Source organism: Micromonospora sp. WMMD1155 (assembly GCF_029581275.1).
Classification (GTDB): domain Bacteria; phylum Actinomycetota; class Actinomycetes; order Mycobacteriales; family Micromonosporaceae; genus Micromonospora.
In genome coordinates this window covers 5,442,225-5,462,362 of sequence record NZ_CP120742.1, presented here as the reverse complement: position 1 = coordinate 5,462,362, position 20,138 = coordinate 5,442,225, and the positions used below count along the sequence as shown (strand labels likewise).

Below are 20,138 nucleotides of genomic sequence, written 5' to 3'. Positions count from 1 at the left end.
CCTTCACGGCACGATGCCGACCCGACCGGCAGCCGATAGGCGACTTGAGAAAAGCGCGTGGCCGAACAACCGGAGCGCCACCCCGGGCAAACCCAGCCCCGCTCGGGATGGCGCCGGCGGCGCGGTGACCGCCACCGTCGCGCGGCGACGTTCACCGGCCCGCGCGTTACGTCAGGCCCCGACCAGTCGGACCAGGAACTGACAGCCCTCAGGGGTGTTGCGTACCTCGACCCGACCGCCGTGCGCCTCCACCAGGCCGTGGACGATGGCCAGACCGAGCCCTCCGGAGGCTCCGCCGTCGCCGGGGCCCGGGGTGCGGGCCGGTTCACCGCGGAAGGCGATGTCGAACACCCGGGGAAGGTCACCCGGCGGGATGCCGCCACAGGTGTCGGCGACCGACAGCCAGGCGTCGTCCTCGTCGCGGCCGGCTTCGATGCGTACCGTGCCGTCCTCCGGGGTGTAGCGCACCGCGTTGAGCAGCAGGTTGGTCACCACGCGCGCCAACTCCGGCTCGCTCGCGGCGACCGTCGGCCACCCCGACTCGCTGGCGACCAGCTTGATCCGGCGGGCGTCGGCCAACGGGAACGTGGTGGCCAGCGCGTCCGACACCACCTCGCCGAGCGGCACCGCCGTCAACGACAACCGCAGCGCCCCCGCGTTGATCCGGGACAGCTCGAACAGGTCGTCGACCAGTCGGGTCATCCGGTCGGTCTCCAGCCGGATCCGTCGGTGGTAGTCCTCGACCGTGTCCGGGTCCCGGACCACCCGGTCCTCCAACGCCTCGGCCATCGCCCGGATGCCGGCGAGCGGCGTACGCAGGTCGTGGGAGACCCAGGCGACCAGGTCACGCCGACCCTTCTCCAGGTGCCGTTCCCGCTCGCGGGCCTGGTCACGCCACACCGCCGCGCGTGCCAGTCGGCGACCGAAGTGCCCGCCGACGGCGAGGCTGACCACCGCAGCCGCCGAAACGGTGATCAGGACGACCTCGAGGTCGTGTGGGGAGAGGAACATCGCCTCCGCGACCGCCATCACCCCGACGGCGACGGCGACCACGGTGGTGACGAGCAGCACGCTGAGGTGCACGGTGATCGACCTGCGCCGCAGTGCGCGGAGCAGGGCCGCGCCGACGAGGCCGATGCCCAGCGCCGCGCCGAGGGCGATCGCGAAGATCAGCAGCAGGTCACGCATGGGCCGGCTCGTAGCGGTAGCCGACGCCCCAGACGGTCACGATCCGCTGCGGATCGGCCGGGTCCGCCTCGATCTTCTCGCGCAGCCGGCGTACGTGCACGGTCACCGTCGAGTGGTCCCCGAAGTTCCATCCCCAGACCTGCTCCAGCAGCTCGGCGCGGCCGAACACCGTGGACGGGTGCCGCATGAGGTGGACGAGCAGGTCGAATTCGCGCAGCGTCAGGGCCAGCTCCCGGCCGGCGAGGTGAGCGGTTCGGGAGGTGGTGTGCACCACCAGGCCGCCGTCGGTGAGCGCCTCCGGCCGTTCGGTCGTCGACCCGCCGGCGGCGCGACGGAGCACCGAACGAACCCGCAGCACCAGTTCCCGGGGGGAGAAGGGCTTGGTCAGGTAGTCGTCCGCGCCGAGCTGCAGACCGAGGATCCGGTCGGACTCGTCTCCGCGGGCGGTCAGCATGACGATCGGCACGCCGTCCGGCCGTACCCGCAGCTGCCGGCACACCTGCAGACCGCTGATCCGGGGCAGCATCAGGTCGAGCACGACCAGGTGCGGCGTCTCCCGCTCCACCGCCGCCAGCGCCTCCTCGCCATCCGCCGCCAGGCTCACCTGGAAGCCGTCGTTCTCCAGGTAACGGCGAATGACGTCACTCACGGTCTGGTCGTCGTCGACCACCAGCACCCGCTGTGTCACGTGCCTCCCCCGTTCCGGCGCGTCCCTTCCATCGACCCAGCGTAGCCACGCGCCGCGGCACGCCCCCACCACGCAGATCTTGTGAGGTTCTTACGGTTGCGCGCGCACCCCGACCGGGGCGTACGCGGGGTCATACGGTGACCGGAATGCGGATCCTTGTCACCGGTGCGGCCGGGTTCATCGGCTCACACGTCGCCGACCTGCTGATCGAACACGGGCACGAGGTGGTGGCCGTCGACGCGCTCCTGCCGGAGGCGCACGGTGCCGTCGCGCCGCCCTGGACCGATCGGCACGGTCTCGTGCTCGGCGACGTACGTGACGTCGACCTGCTGACCCGGCTACTGGCGGGGGTCGACGCGGTCTGCCATCAGGCGGCCATGGTCGGCCACGGCGTCGACCCGGCCGACGCCCCCCGGTACACCGCGCACAACGACCTCGGCACGGCCACCCTCCTGGCGGCGATGCACGCCACCGGGGTACGCCACCTCGTGCTGGCCAGCTCGATGGTGGTCTACGGCGAGGGCCGCTACCACTGCAAGACCCACGGAGTCGTCCGGCCCTCCGGCCGCCGGGCCGCCGACCTTGCCGAGGGCCGGTACGAGCCGACCTGCCCTCGCTGTGACCGGACGCTCTCCCCCGGTCTCATTCCGGAGGACGCGCCGTTGGAGCCGCACAGCACGTACGCCGCCACCAAACTGGCCCAGGAACACCTCGCCGGCGCGTGGGCCCGGCAGACCGGCGGATCGGTCTGGGCCCTGCGCTACCACAACGTGTACGGGCCACGGATGCCCCGCGACACCCCGTACGCCGGGGTCGCGTCGATCTTCCGGTCGGCGCTGGCGGCCGGGCAGCCGCCCCGGGTGCTGGAGGACGGCCGGCAGCGGCGCGACTTCGTGCACGTGACGGACGTCGCCGTGGCGAACCTGCTGGCCCTGACGACACCGGCACCGGATCCTCTGACCCCGGTCAACGTCTGCTCGGGTGAGCCGCACACCGTCGGCGAGTTGGCCCACGAGTTGGCCGCGGCGATGGACGGGCCGCTGCCGGTCACGGTCGGGGGCGGGCGGGCGGCGGACGTGCGGCACGTCGTGGCCGACCCGGCCCGCGCCACCCGGCTGCTCGGTTTCACCGCCCGGATCGGTTTCGCCGCCGGCATCGCCGACTTCACCACCGCCGTGATGAGGGAACCGGCTACGGTCAGGACACCGTCCACAGTAGGTGGTTGACGGCGAGAGCCGTGCCGGCCTGAGCCGCCAACCACCACCGGCGGTGCCCGGCGGGCAGGTGCGCGGTGGCGACCAGCAGCCAGACGGTGAACGGTAGCCAGATCCGCTCGACCTCGGCTTTGCTGAGCCCGGAGAGGTCCGCCGCGAGCACCGCCACCGCCGCCGCGACGGGCAGCCACACCGTGGGGCCCGCGCCGACGGCCCGCTCTCGAAGGGCCGCCGCGAACGACCGATGCGGCGGCCGGGCCGACCCGGCGGGCACCGCCCGCCGGATCGACAGGGACGCCACCGCCCGCCGTAGCGCCGGCCCCACCACCGGGCCGGCCGAGAGCAGCAGGGCGGCCAGGTTGGCCCAGACCCAGTAGCCGTACGGGCGATCCGCCGCCCAGCCCTGGTAGTAACGACGGGTCACCAACTGGTAGCCGTCCGGCCACCAGAAACCGGACGCCGTGAACGCGGCGACGACCACCGCGCCCGCCGTCGCCGCGACCAGGAGGACGGCGAGGCGGTCCCGCGCCCGGAGCAGCACCACGGTCAGCGCGAGCAGCCCGACCAGGACGAAGCCGTACGACAGGTAGAGCGCGAACCCGAGCAGCAACCCGCCGGGCACGGCAGCGGGTCGGCCGCCCACCGCCACCAGCGCCAGCCCGCCCGCGACCACCGCGGCGAAGATCCCGTCCGCCGACACCCCCACCCAGACCGCCCCCGGGAACAGGACCAGGAACGGCCAGACCGCCCGAGCCGCATCCGCTGCCCCGAGTGCCCGCAACGTCACCGGAACCGACACCGACACCGTGGCCCCCAGCAGCACACAGGCGAGCCCGGCGGCGGCCCCGCCGCCCAGGCCGATCCGGTCCAACCCGACGAAGAACAGCAGCGCACCCGGCGGGTGAGCGGCGGTGTGGGTCGACCACGAGTTCGGTTGGAAGTCGAGGATCCGGTCGGCGAAGCCGGACAGCATCAGGCCGACATCCGTCACCCGGGGCACCTCGTGCAGGTACTCGGCCTGCACGGTGAGCCGCTCGGTCACGCCGGCCGACCAGCCGTCCACCAGCGCCAGGGAGAGCGTCCAGAGCACCGAGGCGAGGTAGCCGACGACCAGCAGCCGCGGCCAGCGCGTGTCGGCCGCCCAGCGCGTACCGCGCCAGACGAACAGCGCCCCGACGAGCAGCGCGACCGGGGTGCCGAAGCCCAGATGGGGCCGCCAGGTGGCATAGAGCGGGGCGGCGTCGGCGTGCAGCCGCACGCCCCGGTGGTTGAGCAGTGCGCCGATGCCGACGGCGGCGGCGAGCACTGCCACCTCGACGCCGAGGACGATCAGGTCGGCGTACCGGGATCGTCCCGGCCGGGTCATCATGGTCATGGTGACGGCCGACGATACGACCCGCGACCAGGGCTTCGACAGCCGAACGACGGGGACGTCAGGGACTCGTAAGATCCGTTGCCGCGTAAGCGATTCGTAAGACGGCACGACGGTCCGGGCGGTCCGTCGCGGGCCTAGCGTCGCCGATATGCGCACAACGATCGACGTGGTGCTGCCGTGTCTGGACGAGGCGGCCGCACTGCCTGCCGTACTGAACGGGCTGCCGCCCGGCTACCGCGCCGTCGTGGTCGACAACGGCTCCACGGACGGCTCGCCGGTGATCGCGGCCGAGCACGGGGCCCGGGTCGTCCACGAGCCACGACGCGGCTACGGCGCGGCGGTGCACGCCGGCCTGCTGGCGGCGGACGCCGAGTTGGTCTGCGTACTCGACGCGGACGGCTCGTTCGACCCGGCCGAGTTGCCCAGGCTCGTCGCGGCGGTGCTCGACGGTAGGGCGGATCTCGCCGTCGGGCGGCGTCGGCCGGTCTCGGCGGACGCCTGGCCGTGGCACGCCCGGACCGGAAACGCGTTGGTCGCCGCGCTGCTGCGCCGCCGTGGCGTACCGGTGTACGACGTCAGCCCGATCCGGGTGGCCCACCGGGCGGCGCTGTTGGGACTCGGCGTCGACGACCGCGCGTTCGGCTACCCGTTGGAACTGCTGCTCCGGGCGTCCCGGGCGGGCTGGCGGATCCTCGAACTGGACGTCGCCTACGCTCCCCGGGCCGCCGGCACCAGGTCGAAGGTCTCCGGGTCGGTCCGGGGCATGGTGCGGGCGGCCCGGGACTTCGCCGGAGTGCTCCGCGCCGACGCCGGTGGTGGCCGGTGAACGTCCTGCTCGTGGTCGCCAAGGCACCGGTCCCAGGGCTGGCCAAGACGCGGCTCTGCCCGCCGGCGAGTCCCACCCAGGCCGCCCGGATCGCGGCGGCGGCGTTGTTGGACACCCTCGCGGCGGTGCGCGCCACCCCGTCGACGATCCCCGTGCTGGCGTACACCGGCCGGTTCGCCGATGCCGAGCACGTCGCGGAGCTGACCGCCGCGTTGGCGGGTTGGCATCTCCTTCCGCAGCGCGGTGACACGTTCGCCGACCGTCTCGCGAACGCGCACGCCGACACCGCCGTTGGTTTCCCCGGCCGCCCGGTGCTGCAGATCGGCATGGACACGCCGCAGATCCGCCCGGCCCTGCTCACCAGCGCGCTGGAACGGCTCGCCGACCACGAGGCGGTGTTCGGACCGGCGCTCGACGGCGGATGGTGGGCGCTCGGGCTACGCGACCCGGCGGGCGCGCGGGTGTTACGCGACGTGCCCATGTCGTCCCAGGACACCGGTCGACGGACTCTCGCCGCGCTTCGCGACCACGGCACACACCCGGCGATCCTGCCCGTGCAACGGGACGTCGACGACTGGTCGACCGCGCTGGCGGTCGCCGTCGACCTGCCCGGCACCCGGTTCGCGGACGCCGTCGAGTCGGTCGGTGGCCACCTGACGAGCGGACGCCTCCGGTGACCTCGACGATCACCCGTGACGGTTTCGACCTCGTCTGGGGCGGGCTCGACAGCCGGGCCACCGCCCAGGACGCCTGCGGCCCGCCACCTCCGGCCGACCACTGGCTCGTGCACACCGACGGGCGACGTGACCCGTTGCCGGTGCGGCGCTGGCACGGCCCACCCGAACCGGCGATCACATCCATCGCCGCACGCTGCAGCGGCCCCACGATCGATCTCGGTTGCGGCCCCGGCCGACTGACCAGGGCACTCGCCCAGCAGGGTCTCGTCGCGTTGGGAGTGGACATCTCCGCCGAGGCGGTACGGCTGACCCAGGGCCGAGGGGTGGTCGCCCTGCGACGCGACATCTTCGAACCACTTCCCGGCGAGGGCCGATGGGCACACGCCCTGCTCGTCGACGGCAACATCGGTATCGGCGGTGACCCGGTCCGACTGCTGCGCCGGTGCGGCGCGCTGCTCGCGGCGGACGGAACGCTCGTGGTCGAGGTCGAACCCCCGGGAGCCGGGCTGTGGCAGGGGCAGGCATACGTCCTGTCCGGCTCCACCGGCGACGAAGCGCGACAGGGCCCGACGTTCCGATGGGCGCGGGTCGGGGCGGAGGCGGTGGCCGACGCCGCTACCGCTGCCGGCCTGCGGGTCGCGACGACGTTCCGCCTCGGTCCACGCTGGTTCGCCGAGTTGGTGAGCGCATGACCCGCCGCCCACGCGTCCCCGCCCCCGAGGACTTCACCGCGCCGTCGCACTCACCGCTGGTCGCCGCCCGGCTCGGTCTCTGGCTCGGGGTGGCGTTCGGGCTGTGCTTCGTCACCGGTGTCCTCAGCCACCTCATCCAGCACCCGCCCGGCTGGTTCACCTGGCCGAGCCGCCCGGTCAACCTCTACCGGATCACCCAGGGCACCCATGTGCTCTCCGGGATCGCCGCGATCCCGTTGCTGCTGGCCAAACTGTGGAGCGTCTACCCCCGGCTGTTCGTCCGTCCACCGGTGCGCCACCCGATCCGGCTGTCCGCACACGGCCTGGAACGGATCTCCGTCCTGGTCCTGGTCTGCGCCGCGTTCTTCGAGCTGGTCACCGGCCTGTTCAACGTCGCCCAGTCGTACCCGTGGGGGTTCTTCTTCCCGGCGGCGCACTACGCGGTCGCCTGGCTGCTGGCGGGCGGGGTGCTGCTGCACCTCGCGGTGAAACTGCCGATCGTCCGCGCGGCGCTGAGCTCACCGCTGCGACGCGACGATCGAGACTCGTCCGGACGGCGGGCGTTCCTGCGTACGTCGGCGGGCGTCGCGGGCGTGGCGGTGCTGGCCACCGCCGGGGTGACCGTGCCGTGGTTGCGTCGGGTGTCTCCGCTGGCGTGGCGCTCGGCGGCCGGACCGCAGGGGGTACCGATCAACCGGACGGCGGCGGCCGCCCGCATCACCGTTCCGGCGGACTGGCGGCTGGAGATCGTCTGGGCGGGTGGAAGGGCCGCCTTCTCCCTTACCGAACTGGCCGCCCTGCCCCAACGGACGGCGAACCTGCCGATCGCCTGCGTCGAGGGCTGGAGCGCCTCCGCCGACTGGACCGGCGTACCCGTCGTCGACCTGCTGCGGCTCGTCGGCGCGCCAACCACCCGACCGGTGCGGGTCTCCTCACTGGAGACCGAGGGCCTGTACGCCGCCAGCACCCTCCCGGCGACCCACGTCGCTGACCCGCTCACCCTGCTCGCGCTGAGGATCAACGGTGCGGAGCTGTCCCCGGACCACGGTTACCCCTGCCGCCTCATCGCCCCGAGTCGGCCGGGGGTGCTCCAGACCAAGTGGGTGGCCCGGTTGGAGGTGCTGCGGTGAGAACGGTACGGCTGCTTCTGCTCGTGCTCGGTGTGGCGGCGACGGCGTACGGCGGTTGGCTGCTCCGAGGTCAACTCGACACCACGGTGCCGTGGCTGATCGGCGGGCCGGTGTTGCACGACCTCCTGGTGGCCCCGCTGGTCGGGCTGGCCGGGCTGGCGCTGGGCCGACTGGTGACGAACCGGCGGCGGCGGGCCTGGATCACCGCCGGGCTGGCGGCGAGCGCCACGTTGCTGCTGGTCGCGGTGCCGCTGCTGTGGCGACCGCCATCGGCACCGCCGAACCCGGGCCTACCGGACCGCGACTATCCGCTGGGGCTCACCGCCGGGCTGACCGTCCTCTGGGCCGTCGTCGCGATCGCGCTGGTCGTCGACACCATCGCCGATCACCGCGACCCGGCCCGGCGATCCGAGCAACCCGCAGACCACGCAGAACGGAGAAGTCCCCATGTCTGAACGAGGAGACGGTCGCCCGCCGGTCGGGGTGATCGGCGGGTCCGGATTCTACGAGTTCCTCGACGACGTCGCCGAGGTCGCCGTCGACACTCCGTACGGACCGCCGAGCGACTCCCTCTCCATCGGGAGCCTCGCCGGGCGGACGGTGGCCTTCCTGCCCCGTCACGGTCGTCGGCACACCCTGCCCCCGCACCGCATCAACTACCGGGCCAACCTGTGGGCGTTGCGAGCAGTGGGCGTCCGCCAGGTGCTCGCACCGGGTGCCGTCGGTGGCCTGCGACCGGAGCTGGGCCCCGGCACGCTCGTCGTACCGGATCAACTGGTCGACCGGACCACCGGCCGCGAGCAGACCTACTACGACGGGAGGGTACGCCCGGACGGGCAGGTCCCCCGGGTCGTCCATGTGCCGTTCGCCGACCCCTACTGCCCGGTCGGGCGGGCCACGGTCCTCGACGCCGCCCGCGCCGACGGCTGGCAGCCGGTCGACGGTGGGACGATGGTCGTCATCGAGGGCCCGCGGTTCTCCACCCGCGCCGAATCACTGTGGTACGGCCAGGCGGGCTGGTCGACGGTCGGCATGACCGGTCACCCCGAAGCGGTGCTGGCCCGCGAACTGGCGGTGTGCTACACCGCGCTGTCCCTGGTGACCGACCTCGACTCGGGTGTCGAGGTCGGTCACGGCGTGACCCAGCAGGAGGTGTTCACCGTCTTCGCCGGGAACATCGACCGCCTCCGTGTCCTGCTCGGCGACGCGGTGCAGGCGTTGCCACCGGACCAGGGAGACTGCCCGTGCGGGCACGCTCTGGCGGGTACGGACAGCGGCATCACGCTGCCATGACGCCGGCCGGTTGACGTCGTAAGGGTTCCGAAAGGGTTCGGGACCGGTTCGACCGCGGTGGCCGCCGTACGCTGTGCGGGTGGGTAAATGGATTCTCCGGTCGCGCCTGGCACGGGCCGGTATCGCCGCCGCTGTCGTCGTGGCCGTCTTGGGCCTCTACTGGTTCCAACCGTGGAAGCTGTTCACCGACACGTACGTCGACGACGCGCTGCCCCCCGCCGCGACGACACCGGTGACCTCCGCTCCCGCGTCGGCTCCGGCGTCGGCTTCCCCGAGCACGGCGGCCACACCGGCGGCGAACGAGATCCTGGCCTCCGGCGATTTCGTCACCCACGAGCACGAGACGACCGGCAGCGCCGAGATCCGTCGGCTCGCCGACGGGCGTCACCAGCTCGTCATCCGCGACCTGAACACGTCGAACGGCCCGGACCTGCGGGTGTGGCTGACCGACCAGCCGGTCATCCGAGGCACGGCCGGCTGGAAGGTGTTCGACGACGGGAAGTGGGTCGAGCTGGCCCGGCTCAAGGGCAACAAGGGCAATCAGGTGTACGAGCTACCGGCGTCGGCTGATCCAGCCGACTTCCGCAGCGTCTCCATCTGGTGCAAGCGATTCGCGGTCTCCTTCGGCGCGGCCGATCTCACGACCACCTGACCAGGGCCTATGCCTGCCACTCCTCGGCGGGCGTGTGCGGGACCGGCGCGGGCCGCCGCGCCGTCGTCGTCAGCTCGATCCGCCGGCCCTCGGCTGCCGAGCGGAGCAGGGTGGTCATCGTTTCGAGCACGTGCAACGCGACGTCACCACCGGCCCGCGGCGGACGCTGACCGTCGGCCCGGACCAGGTCGATCAGACCGACGCCGCGCGAGCTTCCGGCGTAACCGGCCTGCGGTTCGAGGACCCGCCAGTCGTCGCCGCCGAGCGCGAAGAGTCGGACGTCCCCGTCGAAGTAGTTCGGGTCGGGTACGGCGAGCGTGCCGGTCTCCCCGTGCACCTCGATCGGAGCGGCGGTCGTCGTGACGCCGTCGAAGCTGGTGGTGATCGTGGACAGAGCGCCGTTGACGTGTTCGAGCACGCCTGTCACGTGGCTGTCCACCTCGACCGGGATCCGCTGACCGGCGCGCGGGCCGGCGCCGATGACGCGTTCGGCGCGCAGGCGGCTGGCGGCTCCGGTCACCGCGCGAACCGGCCCGAGCAGGTGGACGAGCGCGGAGATGTAGTACGGACCCATGTCCAGCAACGGGCCCCCACCCGGGGCGTAGTAGAAGTCGGGGTGGGGATGCCAACGCTCGTGCCCCGCCGTGACCATGACCGCCGAGCCGGACATCGGTCGCCCGATGAGGCCGCCGTCGATCGCCGCACGGGCCGTCTGCGTACCCGTGCCCAGGACGGTGTCCGGCGCACACCCGACGAGGACGCCCGCCGACGCGGCCCGCTCCACGATCGAGCGGCCGTCCTCCAGGGTCACCGCGAGCGGCTTCTCGACGTACACGTTCTTGCCCGCGTCGATCGCGGCGAGCGAGAGGTCGGCGTGGGCGGCGGGGATCGTGAGGTTGAGCACCGTCTGCACGTCCGGGCGGGCGAGCAGGCTCTCGACGCTCACCGCCTCGGCGTCGGGAATCTTGGCTGCGGCCTCGGCCGACCGGGTGGCGTCGAGGTCGGCCAGCGCGACGATGCTCACCGCGGGGTGGTTCGCCAGGGTGTCCAGGTACGCGCGGGAGATGACTCCGAGACCTACGATGCCGACGCGGTGCGAGTCGCCCACAGCATCCCCCTCTCGATCACGGTACGGACGCTCGGGTGCTCCAGCACGTCGACGCTGTGCCCCGGGGTCGTCACCACGACGCGCCCGGCACCCCACTGTCGGGTCCAGATCGCCGGCGACGTGACCGGCCGGTGCCACGGGTGCCACTCCCGCGTGGGGTGGGTGGTGACGGCCAGTACGTCGATCAGGTCGTCGTGCAGCACCCAGTACTGCTCGGTGACCAGGTCGAAGTCCTCGATCCCCGTGGTGACCGGGTGCTCCCGGCCGAGGTCCGTGACGTGCACGGTGTGCGGCAGGAAGTTGTCCTCCGCCGCACCGTGGCGCTCGCACGGCTCCTTGCCCGGGTGCGTCGCGAACTGACCGCCCACCAGGTGCAGGTAGTCCGACGACGCGCGGAACGAGTCGACGATGCCACCGTGCCACCCGGTGAAGCCCGTGCCGGCGACGACCGCGGCGCTCAGGCCCGCCACCTCGGCCGAGGTGATCTGCGACATCGTCACGCACTGCACGACCAGGTCGGTGTCGGCCATCTCGGCCGCGTCGGCGTAGACCTCCGTCGACTCCTCGACCCGTACGGCATAGCCGCTGCCTTCGAGGAAGGGGATGAACAGCTCCGTCGCCTCGACCGGCTGGTGCCCCTCCCATCCGCCTCGAACCACCAGTGCCTTCGGCTGGGTCACCCGCGCTCCCTCCCACGATCCGTCGCCACCGGACTGGCGGTTCCCGCCGCGGCGGGGGGCCACCGACACCGGTGCTTGTCGATCACCGAAACCGTACTAGGTCGGCGGCGGACCCGGCACCGGTCGGGTCGCGGGGCGGTCGCTCAGACGGTCGTACGCGACCACTGCTGGTTGGCGCCGGTGTTACAGGTGTACTGCTTGAGGACCACGCCGTCCGTGGTCGACGCCGCCGGAACGTCCACGCACTTGCCGCTGTGCCGGGCCCGGAGTTGGAAGTAGCCACCGTCGGTGACCATCTGGAACTGCTGGTTGGTGCCGGTGCCGCAGGTGTACTGGATGAGTTCGGCGCCGTCGGCCGTCGACACGTTCACCACGTCGAGGCACTTGCCGCTGTGCCGGCTGACAATGCGCCAGTAGCCGCTGCCGGCGTCCTGGAACTGCCACTGCTGCCACGCGCTGCCGCCGTAGGTGTACTGGCCGACGCGTGCGCCGTTGTCGGTGTTGGGCTGCTGGACGTCCATGGCCTTGCCGCTGTGCCGCACGGTGACCCGGTAGAACGTCCCCGTCGCCGGTGGAGGCGTCGTGGGGTCGGTCCCGACGGTGTCGCCCCACGCGTACCGGATCCGGTCGGCGCCGGAGGTGTTGCGAATGCTCAGGTCGAGGTTCGTGCCGCTGCCACCGAGGGAGAACATCGAGTACCAGTCGTAACCGATGGTGCCCGGCTTGCCGCCGAGGGCGGGCCAGTACGTGCCGCCCATCTGGTTGTCGCGCATGACCTGCGCCATGGCTCGGATGTGGCGGACGAAGTTGTCGGTGCTGTTCGCGTCGGCGTAGTTGCGGCCGTCGTTCATGGGCGCGCCGAACTCGGTCGCGACCGCCCGGGAGGCGCAGTCGCCGAGCCGGGTCTGGATGTGGCTGCGGAAGGCGTCGTAGGTCATCGCGCCGTAGAAGAAGGCGTAGTGGTGGAAGGACAGCAGTGTCGAGGTGAAGCGGGTGTCGTTGCAGATGTCGCGCAGGTCCTGGCTGAAGCCGGTGCCGCCGATGAGCACCCGGCCGGGCACCGCCGAGTAGTGGTAGCTGAGCCAGTTCGCCGCCACGTTGCGCCACTCCGCAGAGCTGTAACCATGCGGCTCGTTCATCGGCTCGAAGTAGACGTTGGCGTTCCCGCCGTACGTGTTGGTCACCGTGGACCACATCGCGTTCCAGGCGGCGAGGTTCGTGATCCTGCCGCCGGAGGCGGCACCGTCCTCCCAGTACGCCAGGATCACCTTGAAGCCCCGCGCGGTGGCCGCGTCGATGGCCCCCCGGTACGCCTCCCACCAGGCCGTCCCCACGGTGTGGGTGTTGATGGGCAGCCGGACGGTGTTGACGCCCATGGTGGCGGACATGTCGTCGTAGAGGGCGTTCGCCTTCGCCCGCACCGTCGCGTTGCTGTCCGACGAGCTGAGGCCCTGCACGACGAGCGGGCCGGTGCTGAAGTTGTCGCCCAGCACCGCCCAGTTCATGCCGCGGAACTGGTTGGTGGCGGCGGTGGCCGGCGACGACGCGACGACGATGACGCCGGCCATCGCGGTCAGCGCGGTCACCACCGTGATCAGCAGCCGGCGCGGTTTCCGCCTACTCCACGACGCGTTCGTATTCATGAGATGTCCAATCGGTGCGGAGGTCGGGCTCAGCTGGTCACCCGGAACGTCGCGTCGGCACGGCTCTGGGCGTCGGTCACCGGATCGAGCCGGAGCAGGTAGCCGTAGTGCCGGATGTGGCGGTCCGGGTGGCTGTAGGACTGGAACGACGTCCAGGAGGAGTCGGCCAGACCGGCGACCTGCCGGAAGGTCGCGTCGGCGGCGAAGGTGGCGCTGCCGTCGTCGGCTTCCAACCGGAAGTCGAACCCGTAGTGCCGCAGGTAGTGGCCCGGGTAGTTGACCGACTGGATGGAGACCGTTCCGGAGCCGGCCAGACCGGGCACGAGCCGCCACTGGCCGTCCTGCGCCGGGCTGACATTCGGGTCGATGCGGGCGTCGTAGTCGGCGTGCCGCACGTACCGGTCCGGGAAGTTGTACGACTGGATGCGGTTGACCGCGGTGTTGGGCCAGCGCGCGAGCACCCGACTCTGCTCGGCCGCGGTCAGGTTGAGGATCGTGCCGTGCCGTTTCTTGGTGCCACCCATGGTGTACGAGCCGGACGCCGGCAGCCGGTAGGCGCCCGGGCTCGACGGGTTGGTGGTCAGCACGGGCAGGTATCCGCGCCCGCTCGAATACTGGTCCAGGTAGAGCACCCACTCGTTGCGGCCGTTGAACGGCATCCACATCGGGCCTTCGACCTGCGCGCCGGTCAGCCCGATGCCGGACAGGTTGCCCAGCGTGGTCCAGGTTCCGAGGATGGAGTTGCTGCCCTCGATGGTGATCTGACCGTCCCGGGACGCCCGCACGTAGCGGTAGGCGCCGACGCCGGCCGGCACCTCGACGATCTGGGTGTCGATGATCTCCTGGTTGCCGGGCCGGTTGATGTACGACTGGGGCGTGGTGATGCTGCGGAAGTTCGACGTGCGGGCGTAGTAGATGCGGTGCTTGGTGGCCCCGTTGAGCGGGACGTTCGTCGCCCAGTAGAGGACGTAGTCGCCGGTGGCCGGGTTCCAGATCGCCTCCGGTGCCCAGGCGTTGCGTCCGTCCGGGATCGCCCCGGCGACGTTCAGCAACCACGGCGTCGACCAGTTGACCAGGTCGGTGGACTCCCACACGACGAGGTTGCGGCTGCCGTTGTTGATGGCGGCCGACCAGTCCTGGCCGCAGCCGATGCACAGGTCCGTGGCGATGATCCAGTACCTGTCGCCGGCGGGCGAACGGACCAGGGCGGGGTCGCGGACACCACGGGTGCCGACCGGGGAACGCAGGACGAGGCCGCCGTTGTTGAGGTCCGTCCAGCGGAGGCCGTCGGCGCTGTGGGCCAGGTAGATCTGCTGGTCTGTCGACGACTCGCCGGTGAAGTGCGCCATCAGGTACCCGACGGTCGGGTCGAGCGCGGCGGCCGGCTTCGGCGTGGCCGCCGACCAGGTGGTGAAGAGCAGGCACGCGGCGACGGCCACCGCACAGAGCCGGGAGAGGGCTCTCGACATGGGTCTGTCTCCTTCGCGCAGGGGCGGTAGGCGATCCGTCATCCGCGAGGAAGCCACGATCCGGGCCCCCTCTACCAGAGGTCATCTATGTTAGCGCTAACAAGATCAATCCGTACGCGGCGCGCTCTTTTCAGCCGTGGACGCGGTGATGTGCTGTCTCGAGCACTGCCGATGCGGCGCTCGCGAGCAGCGGGGGCGGATGTTTTCTGCTCGTTAACGTCGCGTTGCGGACAGTGTTAGCGATAGCATCGACGGGTGTCAAGGAATCGAGGGTCCGGGACCCCCCGCCCCCACGGAGGTGCGCCCGTCCACTCCTGCGCGCCGGCGACACGGCCAGTCGGCGCCGGGTGCGTTCGCCGGCCCGCAACCGGCCGGACACAGCATTGACATACTTCACTGCCTGATCTAGCGTCGGGCCGAATCGATTCGACGACCACCTGGTCCCGCTCGGGCGGCGAGGTCGGTGGCGGGATCGGGTGCCGACGAGCCGGCCGGGCGCCGTGGCACGTCATGTCTCCCCGAGGTGTCGCCCGCGGTGTCGGCAGGGGTCAGCCGGCAACCGCGCGTGCAGTCACCGCGGTCTCTTCCAGCTACATCAATCCGTGCCGAGTGGCGGGAGCCCCAGCATGACAAGACGCAGACCGATCCTTGCCTCACTCGCGACGGCAGCCGTCGTCGTGGCCGCGGGCGCGGCCGCACTGACCGGTGGCCTGAGCACCACCGCGTCGGCCGCGGACGTCGCCCCGGCCGCGGCGACCGCCGGCTGCGGTAAGGCCCCGACGTTGACCAGCGGCCAACGGTCCATCCAGAGCAGCGGCCAGAACCGCAGCTTCATCCTGCGGATCCCGGACAACTACGACCGCAACCACCCGTACCGATTGATCTTCGGTTTCCACTGGAACGGCGGCACCGCCGGCGACGTCGACGGCGGTGGGTCGGACGGGGCTGCCTGGTCCTACTACGGGCTGCGGCAGCAGGCGAACAACAGCACCATCTTCGTCGCCCCCCAGGGCAACGGGAACGGCTGGGCCAACCCCGGCGGCCAGGACGTCACCTTCGTCGACAACATGATCAGCCTGATCGAGGCCGACCTCTGTGTCGACACGACGCAGCGCTTCGCGCTCGGCTTCAGCTACGGCGGAGGCATGAGTTACTCGCTGGCCTGCTCCCGGGCCGGTGTCTTCCGCGCCGTCGCGGTCTACGCCGGCGGGCAGCTCAGCGGTTGCAGCGACGGCAGCCAGCCGATCGCGTACATGGGCATCCACGGCATCGGGGACTCGGTGCTCAACATCTCCGCCGGACGGTCCCTGCGGGACAGGTTCGTCCGCAACAACGGCTGCACCGCCCAGAACCCGCCCGAGCCGAGGTCCGGCAGCCTGACGCACATCACCACCACCTACTCCGGCTGCCGGTCCGGCTACCCGGTGGTGTGGGCCGCCTTCGACGGCGGGCACACCCCCGGCCCGGTGGACGGCGGCGGGGACAGCGGCGCCAGGACCTGGACCAAGGGCGAGGTGTGGCGGTTCTTCACCCAGTTCGGCAGCACCGACCCGACCACCCCACCGACCACGCCGCCGCCGACCACCCCGCCGCCGGGCGGCACGTCGCCGCTGCGCAACGCGTCCTCCGGACGGTGCCTGGACGTCAACGGCGCATCGCAGTCCAACGGCTCGGCGGCGATCATCTGGGACTGCCACGGGCAGAGCAACCAGAGCTGGACGTCGACCTCGGCTCAGGAACTGCGTGTCTTCGGCGGCAAGTGTCTCGACGTGAACGGCGCCGCCACCGCCAACGGCAGCTCGGTGATCATCTGGGACTGCAACGGCCAGTCCAACCAGAAGTGGCGGCTCAACTCCGACGGCTCGATCACCGGAGTCGGTTCGGGCCGCTGCCTGGACACGGTCGGCACCGGCACGGCCAACGGCACCCGCGTCCAGATCTGGGACTGCAACGGCGCGGCCGGCCAACGATGGAGCCGGAGTTGAGTTCGGCGAACGCAGAAGGAGGCTCAACCATGCGACTTCGCAAACCGTCCACCCCCTGGCTGGGGGCGGCCATGGCGGTCATGGTCCTGTTCGCCATCGGGGCGTACGTCCTCACGACCGTCACCTCGGCGGCCGCGGCCACCACCGCCGGCTGCGGCAAGGCACCCGGACTGAGCAGCGGCACCCACACCATCCAGAGCAGTGGGAAGAGCCGCAGCTTCATCCTTCGGCTGCCCGACAGCTACAACAACACCTACGCCCACCGGCTGGCCTTCGGCTTCCACTGGTTGGGCGGCACCGCCACCCAGGTCGCGTCGGGCGGGACCGACGGAGCCGCTTGGGCCTACTACGGCATGCTCTCGCAGTCCGACAACACCACGATCTTCGTCGCCCCGCAGGGCCTCAACAACGGCTGGGGCAACTCCAACGGTGAGGACGTGACCTTCACCGACGACATGATCCGTACGATCGAGAACGCCCTCTGCGTCGACACGACCCAACGTTTCTCGGTCGGGTTCAGCTACGGCGGGGCGATGAGCTATTCCCTGGCCTGCTCCCGGCCCACGGTGTTCCGAGCGGTCGCGGCGATCGCCGCCCCCGGGCCGATCAGCGGATGCAGCGGGGGCACCCAGCCGGTCGCGTACCTGGGGATCCACGGCATCAACGACAACATCCCCAGCGGGCGCTCGCTGCGCGACAGGTTCGTCCGCAACAACGGTTGTGCCGCGCAGAACCCGCCCGAGCCGAGGGCGGGCAGCCTGACCCACATCACCACCGCCTACTCGTGCCAGCCCGGATATCCGGTCCTCTGGGCCGCGTTCGACGGCGGCCACCAGCAAGGCCCGGTGGACGGGTGTGCCGGCTGTGAGAGCGGCGCGCGGAGTTGGGTCAAGCAGGAGGTGTGGCGGTTCTTCAGCCAGTTCGGGTCCACCGTGCCGCCCACCACTCCCCCGCCGACGACGCCGCCGTCGGGCCAGCAGAACGTGATGATCGCGGGTAGCCAGTCCGGCCGGTGCCTCGACATCCCCAACTCCAGCACCAGCAACGGGACCCGCCCGCAACTGTGGGACTGTCACGGCGGCGCCAACCAGCGCTTCACCCACACCACCAACCGCGCCCTGACCGTCTACGGCAACAAGTGCCTGGACGCCAGCGGAGGCGGCAGCAGCAACGGCACGGCAGTCATCATCTGGGACTGCAACGGCCAGGCCAACCAGCAGTGGAACCTGAACTCCAACGGCACCATCACCGGAGCCCAGTCCGGGCTCTGCCTCGACGCCGTCGGCTCCGGCACCACCAACGGGACGCAGTTGCACCTGTGGGCCTGCCACGGCGGGGCCAACCAGCGGTGGAGCACGCGCAGCTAGGGCTTGCCTGCGCCGATCCAGGAGACGCCGCCGCCCGGGTCCTGTCCCGGGCGGCGCGCGTCACCACCCGGTCAGCTAGTACTCCGGAACGGAGACGTGGGCGGTGACGATCCGCCAGCCGACGGGCAGGCGTACCCAGGTCTGGGTCTGCCGCCCGGTCGCGGCGGCGCCGGCGTACCCGAATCGGGTCGTCACGACCGCCAGGTCCGGGCCGAAGGTGGTGATGACGGGGTCCACCAGCCGACGACCGGCCGGCAGTGGTGGCTGGGCGGCCCGCCACTTGCGCTGCTCGTCCAGCCCGTACTGATGGTCGGCGAGGCCGAACCGCACGGTCCGCTCGGAATCCCAGAAGTACCCGCAGATCCGGTCGGCGTCGCCGTCGGCCAGAGCCCGCTCGTAGTCGGCGAAGGCCGCCGTCACCTCGGCGACCACGTCGGTCCGGTCGATGTCCATGCGGTCGTCCCTCCGATCCGTCGGGTCCGGAACTGGTGGGCCCGGTCGGAGCCCTGGCGCCCCGACCGGGCCCGTCGGCTCAGCCGCTCAGGGCCGACGTCCGCTGCTCACCGTCGGATCGGTCAGCGGCCGGGTCAGCTCGATCCTCGTCGTCCTCACCGGGGTCGGGTTCCCGGGGAGCGGGACGGCCGAGCGCGAAGACCGCGCAGATCGCCGCGACGAAGAGGTAGCCGAGCGCGACCTGGCCGTTGGCGTTCCACTCGATCCGCTCGCCGTGGATCAGCCCGACGAACGACAGCAGCGCGCCCGAGCCGGCGAAGATCGCGGCCCGGACGAACCGTTTGTCGATGATGAAGACCACCACCGCGCCGAGTACCAGGCCGGCGAGGATCGCGCCCTGACCGAGCACCAGCAGCCCGTCGTAGACCACGCCGGCACCGTTGAGCGCCTCGTCGCCGACCGCGGCGGCCGTCGTACCGGCCGCTGCCAACGCGTTGTCGATCTGCCCGGTCGCCCAGGCCGCGATGTTCGGGATCAGCGCGGCGACCACCGCGGCGGCGTGCGCCCGGGGCGTCGCCTGGAACGCCTGTGCCCCGATCAGCAGTCCGATGTAGAGCAGGATCGGCACGATGGCCGCCGTCGGGAAGATCGCCCCGAGCAGACCGAACATGCCCAGGAAGCAGAGCACCGCGATCACCACGCCGGTCGCCATCGAGTAGCCGCTGCGTCCACCCGCCGCCTTCCAGCCCGGGTGTCCGACGTAGACCGCCGGTGGGAACGGCGAGCCGAGAGCCGCGCCGATCACCGCGCCCGTGCCGTCGGCGAGCAGCACGCTGCGCAGGTTGTAGTTGTCCCCCGCCGTGGCGGCGCTCTCCACGTTCGTCATTCCCTCGGTGAAGTTGTAGACGCCGAGCGGGATCGCCGTCGCCAACAGCGGTGCCATGTCGGCCAGCCCGGCGGCGAGCAGGTCGATCTTGAAGGAGGGTACGGCGATGGCGATGTCCCGGGCCGCCGCCGTGACGTCCGGCACCGACATCGCTCCGCCGGCCCAGCCGATCGCGGTGCCGAGCAGCAGCGCGGCGAGCCCGATCGGAAAGTTGAACGGCAGCTTCACGTCGGTGAGCAGGCCGATCAGCAGCAGGGCGAAGACGGGCAGGGCGACCCAGGCCAGCCGCCACATCTGCCCGGCCGGGTTCATCGAGATGAACGTGATGGAGATTCCCGCGAGGGTGCCGAGCAGCGCGGCCCGGGGCGCGTACCGGCGGATGTAGGGCCCCACGAACGCGCCGATCAACACGATCACACCGATGATGAAGGCCCACGCCAGCCCGGCCTCCCAGGCGCGCACGGGGTCCTGGGTACGCAGGTAGATCGGAAGCATGATGACGAAGATGACGATGAACATGTGTGGCACGCTCGGCCCGTACGGCAGGGCCGTCACGTCGCTGCGGTTCTCTCGTCGGGCCAACCGGCGGGCCAGGTAGGTGTAGTAGATGTTCCCGGCGACCAGGGCGATGCCGAGCGCCGGCAGGATGGTGCCGAACACCTCCCCCTCGGGGAGGTTCACCACGGCGAGGCAGAGCCCGGTCAGGGTGAGCACGTTGACCAGGACGTTGACGCCGAAGCCGAAGAACGCGTTGGTGTCGCCGCGTACCCAGTAGGGCAGCGGGGCGACTGAGGGTCTGGTGGAGGCCATGA

Annotated in this window: 19 protein-coding genes; 10 read left to right on the top strand and 9 right to left on the bottom strand. The window is 71.4% G+C overall.

Features of this window, described 5'->3' with window-relative positions; all coding sequences use genetic code 11:
* Positions 1–171: 171 nt before the first annotated feature.
* Both O7617_RS25115 and O7617_RS25110 read right to left on the bottom strand, forming a co-directional pair.
* Positions 172–1,188 carry a HAMP domain-containing sensor histidine kinase gene (locus O7617_RS25115; protein ID WP_282258572.1) on the bottom strand — a complete coding sequence of 339 codons (1,017 nt, stop codon included), beginning with the start codon at positions 1,186–1,188 and terminating at the stop codon, positions 172–174.
* Complete coding sequence (locus tag O7617_RS25110; protein WP_282258571.1) at positions 1,181–1,876, bottom strand: response regulator transcription factor; 696 nt, start codon at positions 1,874–1,876, stop codon at positions 1,181–1,183. The genes O7617_RS25115 and O7617_RS25110 overlap by 8 nt, the downstream gene beginning before the upstream one ends.
* Positions 1,877–2,022: 146 nt before the next feature.
* Between O7617_RS25110 and O7617_RS25105 the strand changes: the two genes are divergently transcribed.
* Positions 2,023–3,102, top strand: coding sequence for an NAD-dependent epimerase/dehydratase family protein (locus tag O7617_RS25105; protein WP_282258570.1), 1,080 nt, complete (start codon positions 2,023–2,025; stop codon positions 3,100–3,102).
* On the opposite strand, the gene O7617_RS25100 is transcribed toward O7617_RS25105, so the two are convergent.
* A complete protein-coding gene (locus tag O7617_RS25100; protein ID WP_282258568.1) occupies positions 3,074–4,465 on the bottom strand; it encodes a hypothetical protein in 1,392 nt (463 codons plus the stop codon). The genes O7617_RS25105 and O7617_RS25100 overlap by 29 nt on opposite strands.
* A gap of 148 nt (positions 4,466–4,613) precedes the next feature.
* On the opposite strand from O7617_RS25100, the gene O7617_RS25095 reads away from it, so the two are divergent.
* The 7 genes from O7617_RS25095 (at position 4,614) to O7617_RS25065 (ending at position 9,735) form a co-directional block, all read left to right on the top strand.
* Positions 4,614–5,291: a glycosyltransferase family 2 protein gene (locus O7617_RS25095; RefSeq protein ID WP_282258566.1), complete on the top strand. Its 678-nt coding sequence runs from the start codon at positions 4,614–4,616 to the stop codon at positions 5,289–5,291.
* On the top strand, positions 5,288–5,968 hold the full coding sequence (locus O7617_RS25090; RefSeq protein WP_282258565.1) for a DUF2064 domain-containing protein: 681 nt from the start codon (positions 5,288–5,290) through the stop codon (positions 5,966–5,968). The genes O7617_RS25095 and O7617_RS25090 overlap by 4 nt, the downstream gene beginning before the upstream one ends.
* A gap of 134 nt (positions 5,969–6,102) precedes the next feature.
* Positions 6,103–6,660, top strand: coding sequence for a methyltransferase domain-containing protein (locus O7617_RS25085; RefSeq protein WP_282264867.1), 558 nt, complete (start codon positions 6,103–6,105; stop codon positions 6,658–6,660).
* Complete coding sequence (locus tag O7617_RS25080) at positions 6,657–7,790, top strand: molybdopterin-dependent oxidoreductase (RefSeq protein WP_282258564.1); 1,134 nt, start codon at positions 6,657–6,659, stop codon at positions 7,788–7,790. The genes O7617_RS25085 and O7617_RS25080 overlap by 4 nt, the downstream gene beginning before the upstream one ends.
* A complete protein-coding gene (locus O7617_RS25075) occupies positions 7,787–8,245 on the top strand; it encodes a hypothetical protein (protein ID WP_282258563.1) in 459 nt (152 codons plus the stop codon). The genes O7617_RS25080 and O7617_RS25075 overlap by 4 nt, the downstream gene beginning before the upstream one ends.
* Positions 8,238–9,083, top strand: a complete 846-nt coding sequence (locus O7617_RS25070) for an S-methyl-5'-thioadenosine phosphorylase (RefSeq protein WP_282258562.1) — start codon at positions 8,238–8,240, stop codon at positions 9,081–9,083. Before O7617_RS25075 ends, O7617_RS25070 begins: the two co-directional genes overlap by 8 nt.
* Before the next feature lie 91 nt (positions 9,084–9,174).
* A complete protein-coding gene (locus O7617_RS25065) occupies positions 9,175–9,735 on the top strand; it encodes a DM13 domain-containing protein (RefSeq protein WP_282264866.1) in 561 nt (186 codons plus the stop codon).
* A gap of 7 nt (positions 9,736–9,742) precedes the next feature.
* On the opposite strand, the gene O7617_RS25060 is transcribed toward O7617_RS25065, so the two are convergent.
* The 4 genes from O7617_RS25060 to O7617_RS25045 all read right to left on the bottom strand — a co-directional run bounded on the left by O7617_RS25060 (position 9,743) and on the right by O7617_RS25045 (position 14,635).
* Complete coding sequence (locus tag O7617_RS25060; RefSeq protein WP_282258561.1) at positions 9,743–10,843, bottom strand: Gfo/Idh/MocA family oxidoreductase; 1,101 nt, start codon at positions 10,841–10,843, stop codon at positions 9,743–9,745.
* The gene (locus tag O7617_RS25055; protein WP_282258560.1) at positions 10,813–11,523 is read right to left on the bottom strand and encodes a ThuA domain-containing protein; all 711 of its coding nucleotides are present in this window, start codon (positions 11,521–11,523) and stop codon (positions 10,813–10,815) included. The genes O7617_RS25060 and O7617_RS25055 overlap by 31 nt, the downstream gene beginning before the upstream one ends.
* Positions 11,524–11,666: 143 nt before the next feature.
* Positions 11,667–13,166: an RICIN domain-containing protein gene (locus O7617_RS25050; protein WP_282258558.1), complete on the bottom strand. Its 1,500-nt coding sequence runs from the start codon at positions 13,164–13,166 to the stop codon at positions 11,667–11,669.
* A gap of 29 nt (positions 13,167–13,195) precedes the next feature.
* Positions 13,196–14,635: a glycoside hydrolase family 43 protein gene (locus O7617_RS25045; RefSeq protein ID WP_282258556.1), complete on the bottom strand. Its 1,440-nt coding sequence runs from the start codon at positions 14,633–14,635 to the stop codon at positions 13,196–13,198.
* 626 nt (positions 14,636–15,261) lie between these two features.
* Between O7617_RS25045 and O7617_RS25040 the strand changes: the two genes are divergently transcribed.
* Positions 15,262–16,620 (top strand): RICIN domain-containing protein, encoded by a 1,359-nt coding sequence (locus tag O7617_RS25040; RefSeq protein ID WP_282258554.1) that lies wholly within the window; start codon positions 15,262–15,264, stop codon positions 16,618–16,620.
* Between the two features lie 29 nt (positions 16,621–16,649).
* On the top strand, positions 16,650–17,987 hold the full coding sequence (locus O7617_RS25035; RefSeq protein ID WP_282258552.1) for a ricin-type beta-trefoil lectin domain protein: 1,338 nt from the start codon (positions 16,650–16,652) through the stop codon (positions 17,985–17,987).
* A 75-nt stretch (positions 17,988–18,062) separates the two neighbouring features.
* On the opposite strand, the gene O7617_RS25030 is transcribed toward O7617_RS25035, so the two are convergent.
* Positions 18,063–18,440, bottom strand: coding sequence for an AtzH-like domain-containing protein (locus O7617_RS25030; RefSeq protein ID WP_282258550.1), 378 nt, complete (start codon positions 18,438–18,440; stop codon positions 18,063–18,065).
* 79 nt (positions 18,441–18,519) lie between these two features.
* A complete protein-coding gene (locus O7617_RS25025) occupies positions 18,520–20,136 on the bottom strand; it encodes a regulator (RefSeq protein WP_282258548.1) in 1,617 nt (538 codons plus the stop codon).
* Positions 20,137–20,138: the final 2 nt, after the last annotated feature.

Excerpts from the sequence above, each read along its gene's own strand:
- O7617_RS25025 (WP_282258548.1), bottom strand. The coding sequence starts at position 20,136 with ATGGCCTCCACCAGACCCTCAGTCGCCCCGCTGCCCTACTGGGTACGC.
- O7617_RS25095 (WP_282258566.1), top strand. The coding sequence starts at position 4,614 with ATGCGCACAACGATCGACGTGGTGCTGCCGTGTCTGGACGAGGCGGCC.
- O7617_RS25070 (WP_282258562.1), top strand. The coding sequence starts at position 8,238 with ATGTCTGAACGAGGAGACGGTCGCCCGCCGGTCGGGGTGATCGGCGGG.
- O7617_RS25035 (WP_282258552.1), top strand. The coding sequence starts at position 16,650 with ATGCGACTTCGCAAACCGTCCACCCCCTGGCTGGGGGCGGCCATGGCG.
- O7617_RS25040 (WP_282258554.1), top strand. The coding sequence starts at position 15,262 with ATGACAAGACGCAGACCGATCCTTGCCTCACTCGCGACGGCAGCCGTC.
- O7617_RS25100 (WP_282258568.1), bottom strand. The coding sequence starts at position 4,465 with ATGACCATGATGACCCGGCCGGGACGATCCCGGTACGCCGACCTGATC.
- O7617_RS25030 (WP_282258550.1), bottom strand. The coding sequence starts at position 18,440 with ATGGACATCGACCGGACCGACGTGGTCGCCGAGGTGACGGCGGCCTTC.
- O7617_RS25050 (WP_282258558.1), bottom strand. The coding sequence starts at position 13,166 with ATGAATACGAACGCGTCGTGGAGTAGGCGGAAACCGCGCCGGCTGCTG.
- O7617_RS25045 (WP_282258556.1), bottom strand. The coding sequence starts at position 14,635 with ATGTCGAGAGCCCTCTCCCGGCTCTGTGCGGTGGCCGTCGCCGCGTGC.
- O7617_RS25080 (WP_282258564.1), top strand. The coding sequence starts at position 6,657 with ATGACCCGCCGCCCACGCGTCCCCGCCCCCGAGGACTTCACCGCGCCG.
- O7617_RS25115 (WP_282258572.1), bottom strand. The coding sequence starts at position 1,188 with ATGCGTGACCTGCTGCTGATCTTCGCGATCGCCCTCGGCGCGGCGCTG.
- O7617_RS25105 (WP_282258570.1), top strand. The coding sequence starts at position 2,023 with ATGCGGATCCTTGTCACCGGTGCGGCCGGGTTCATCGGCTCACACGTC.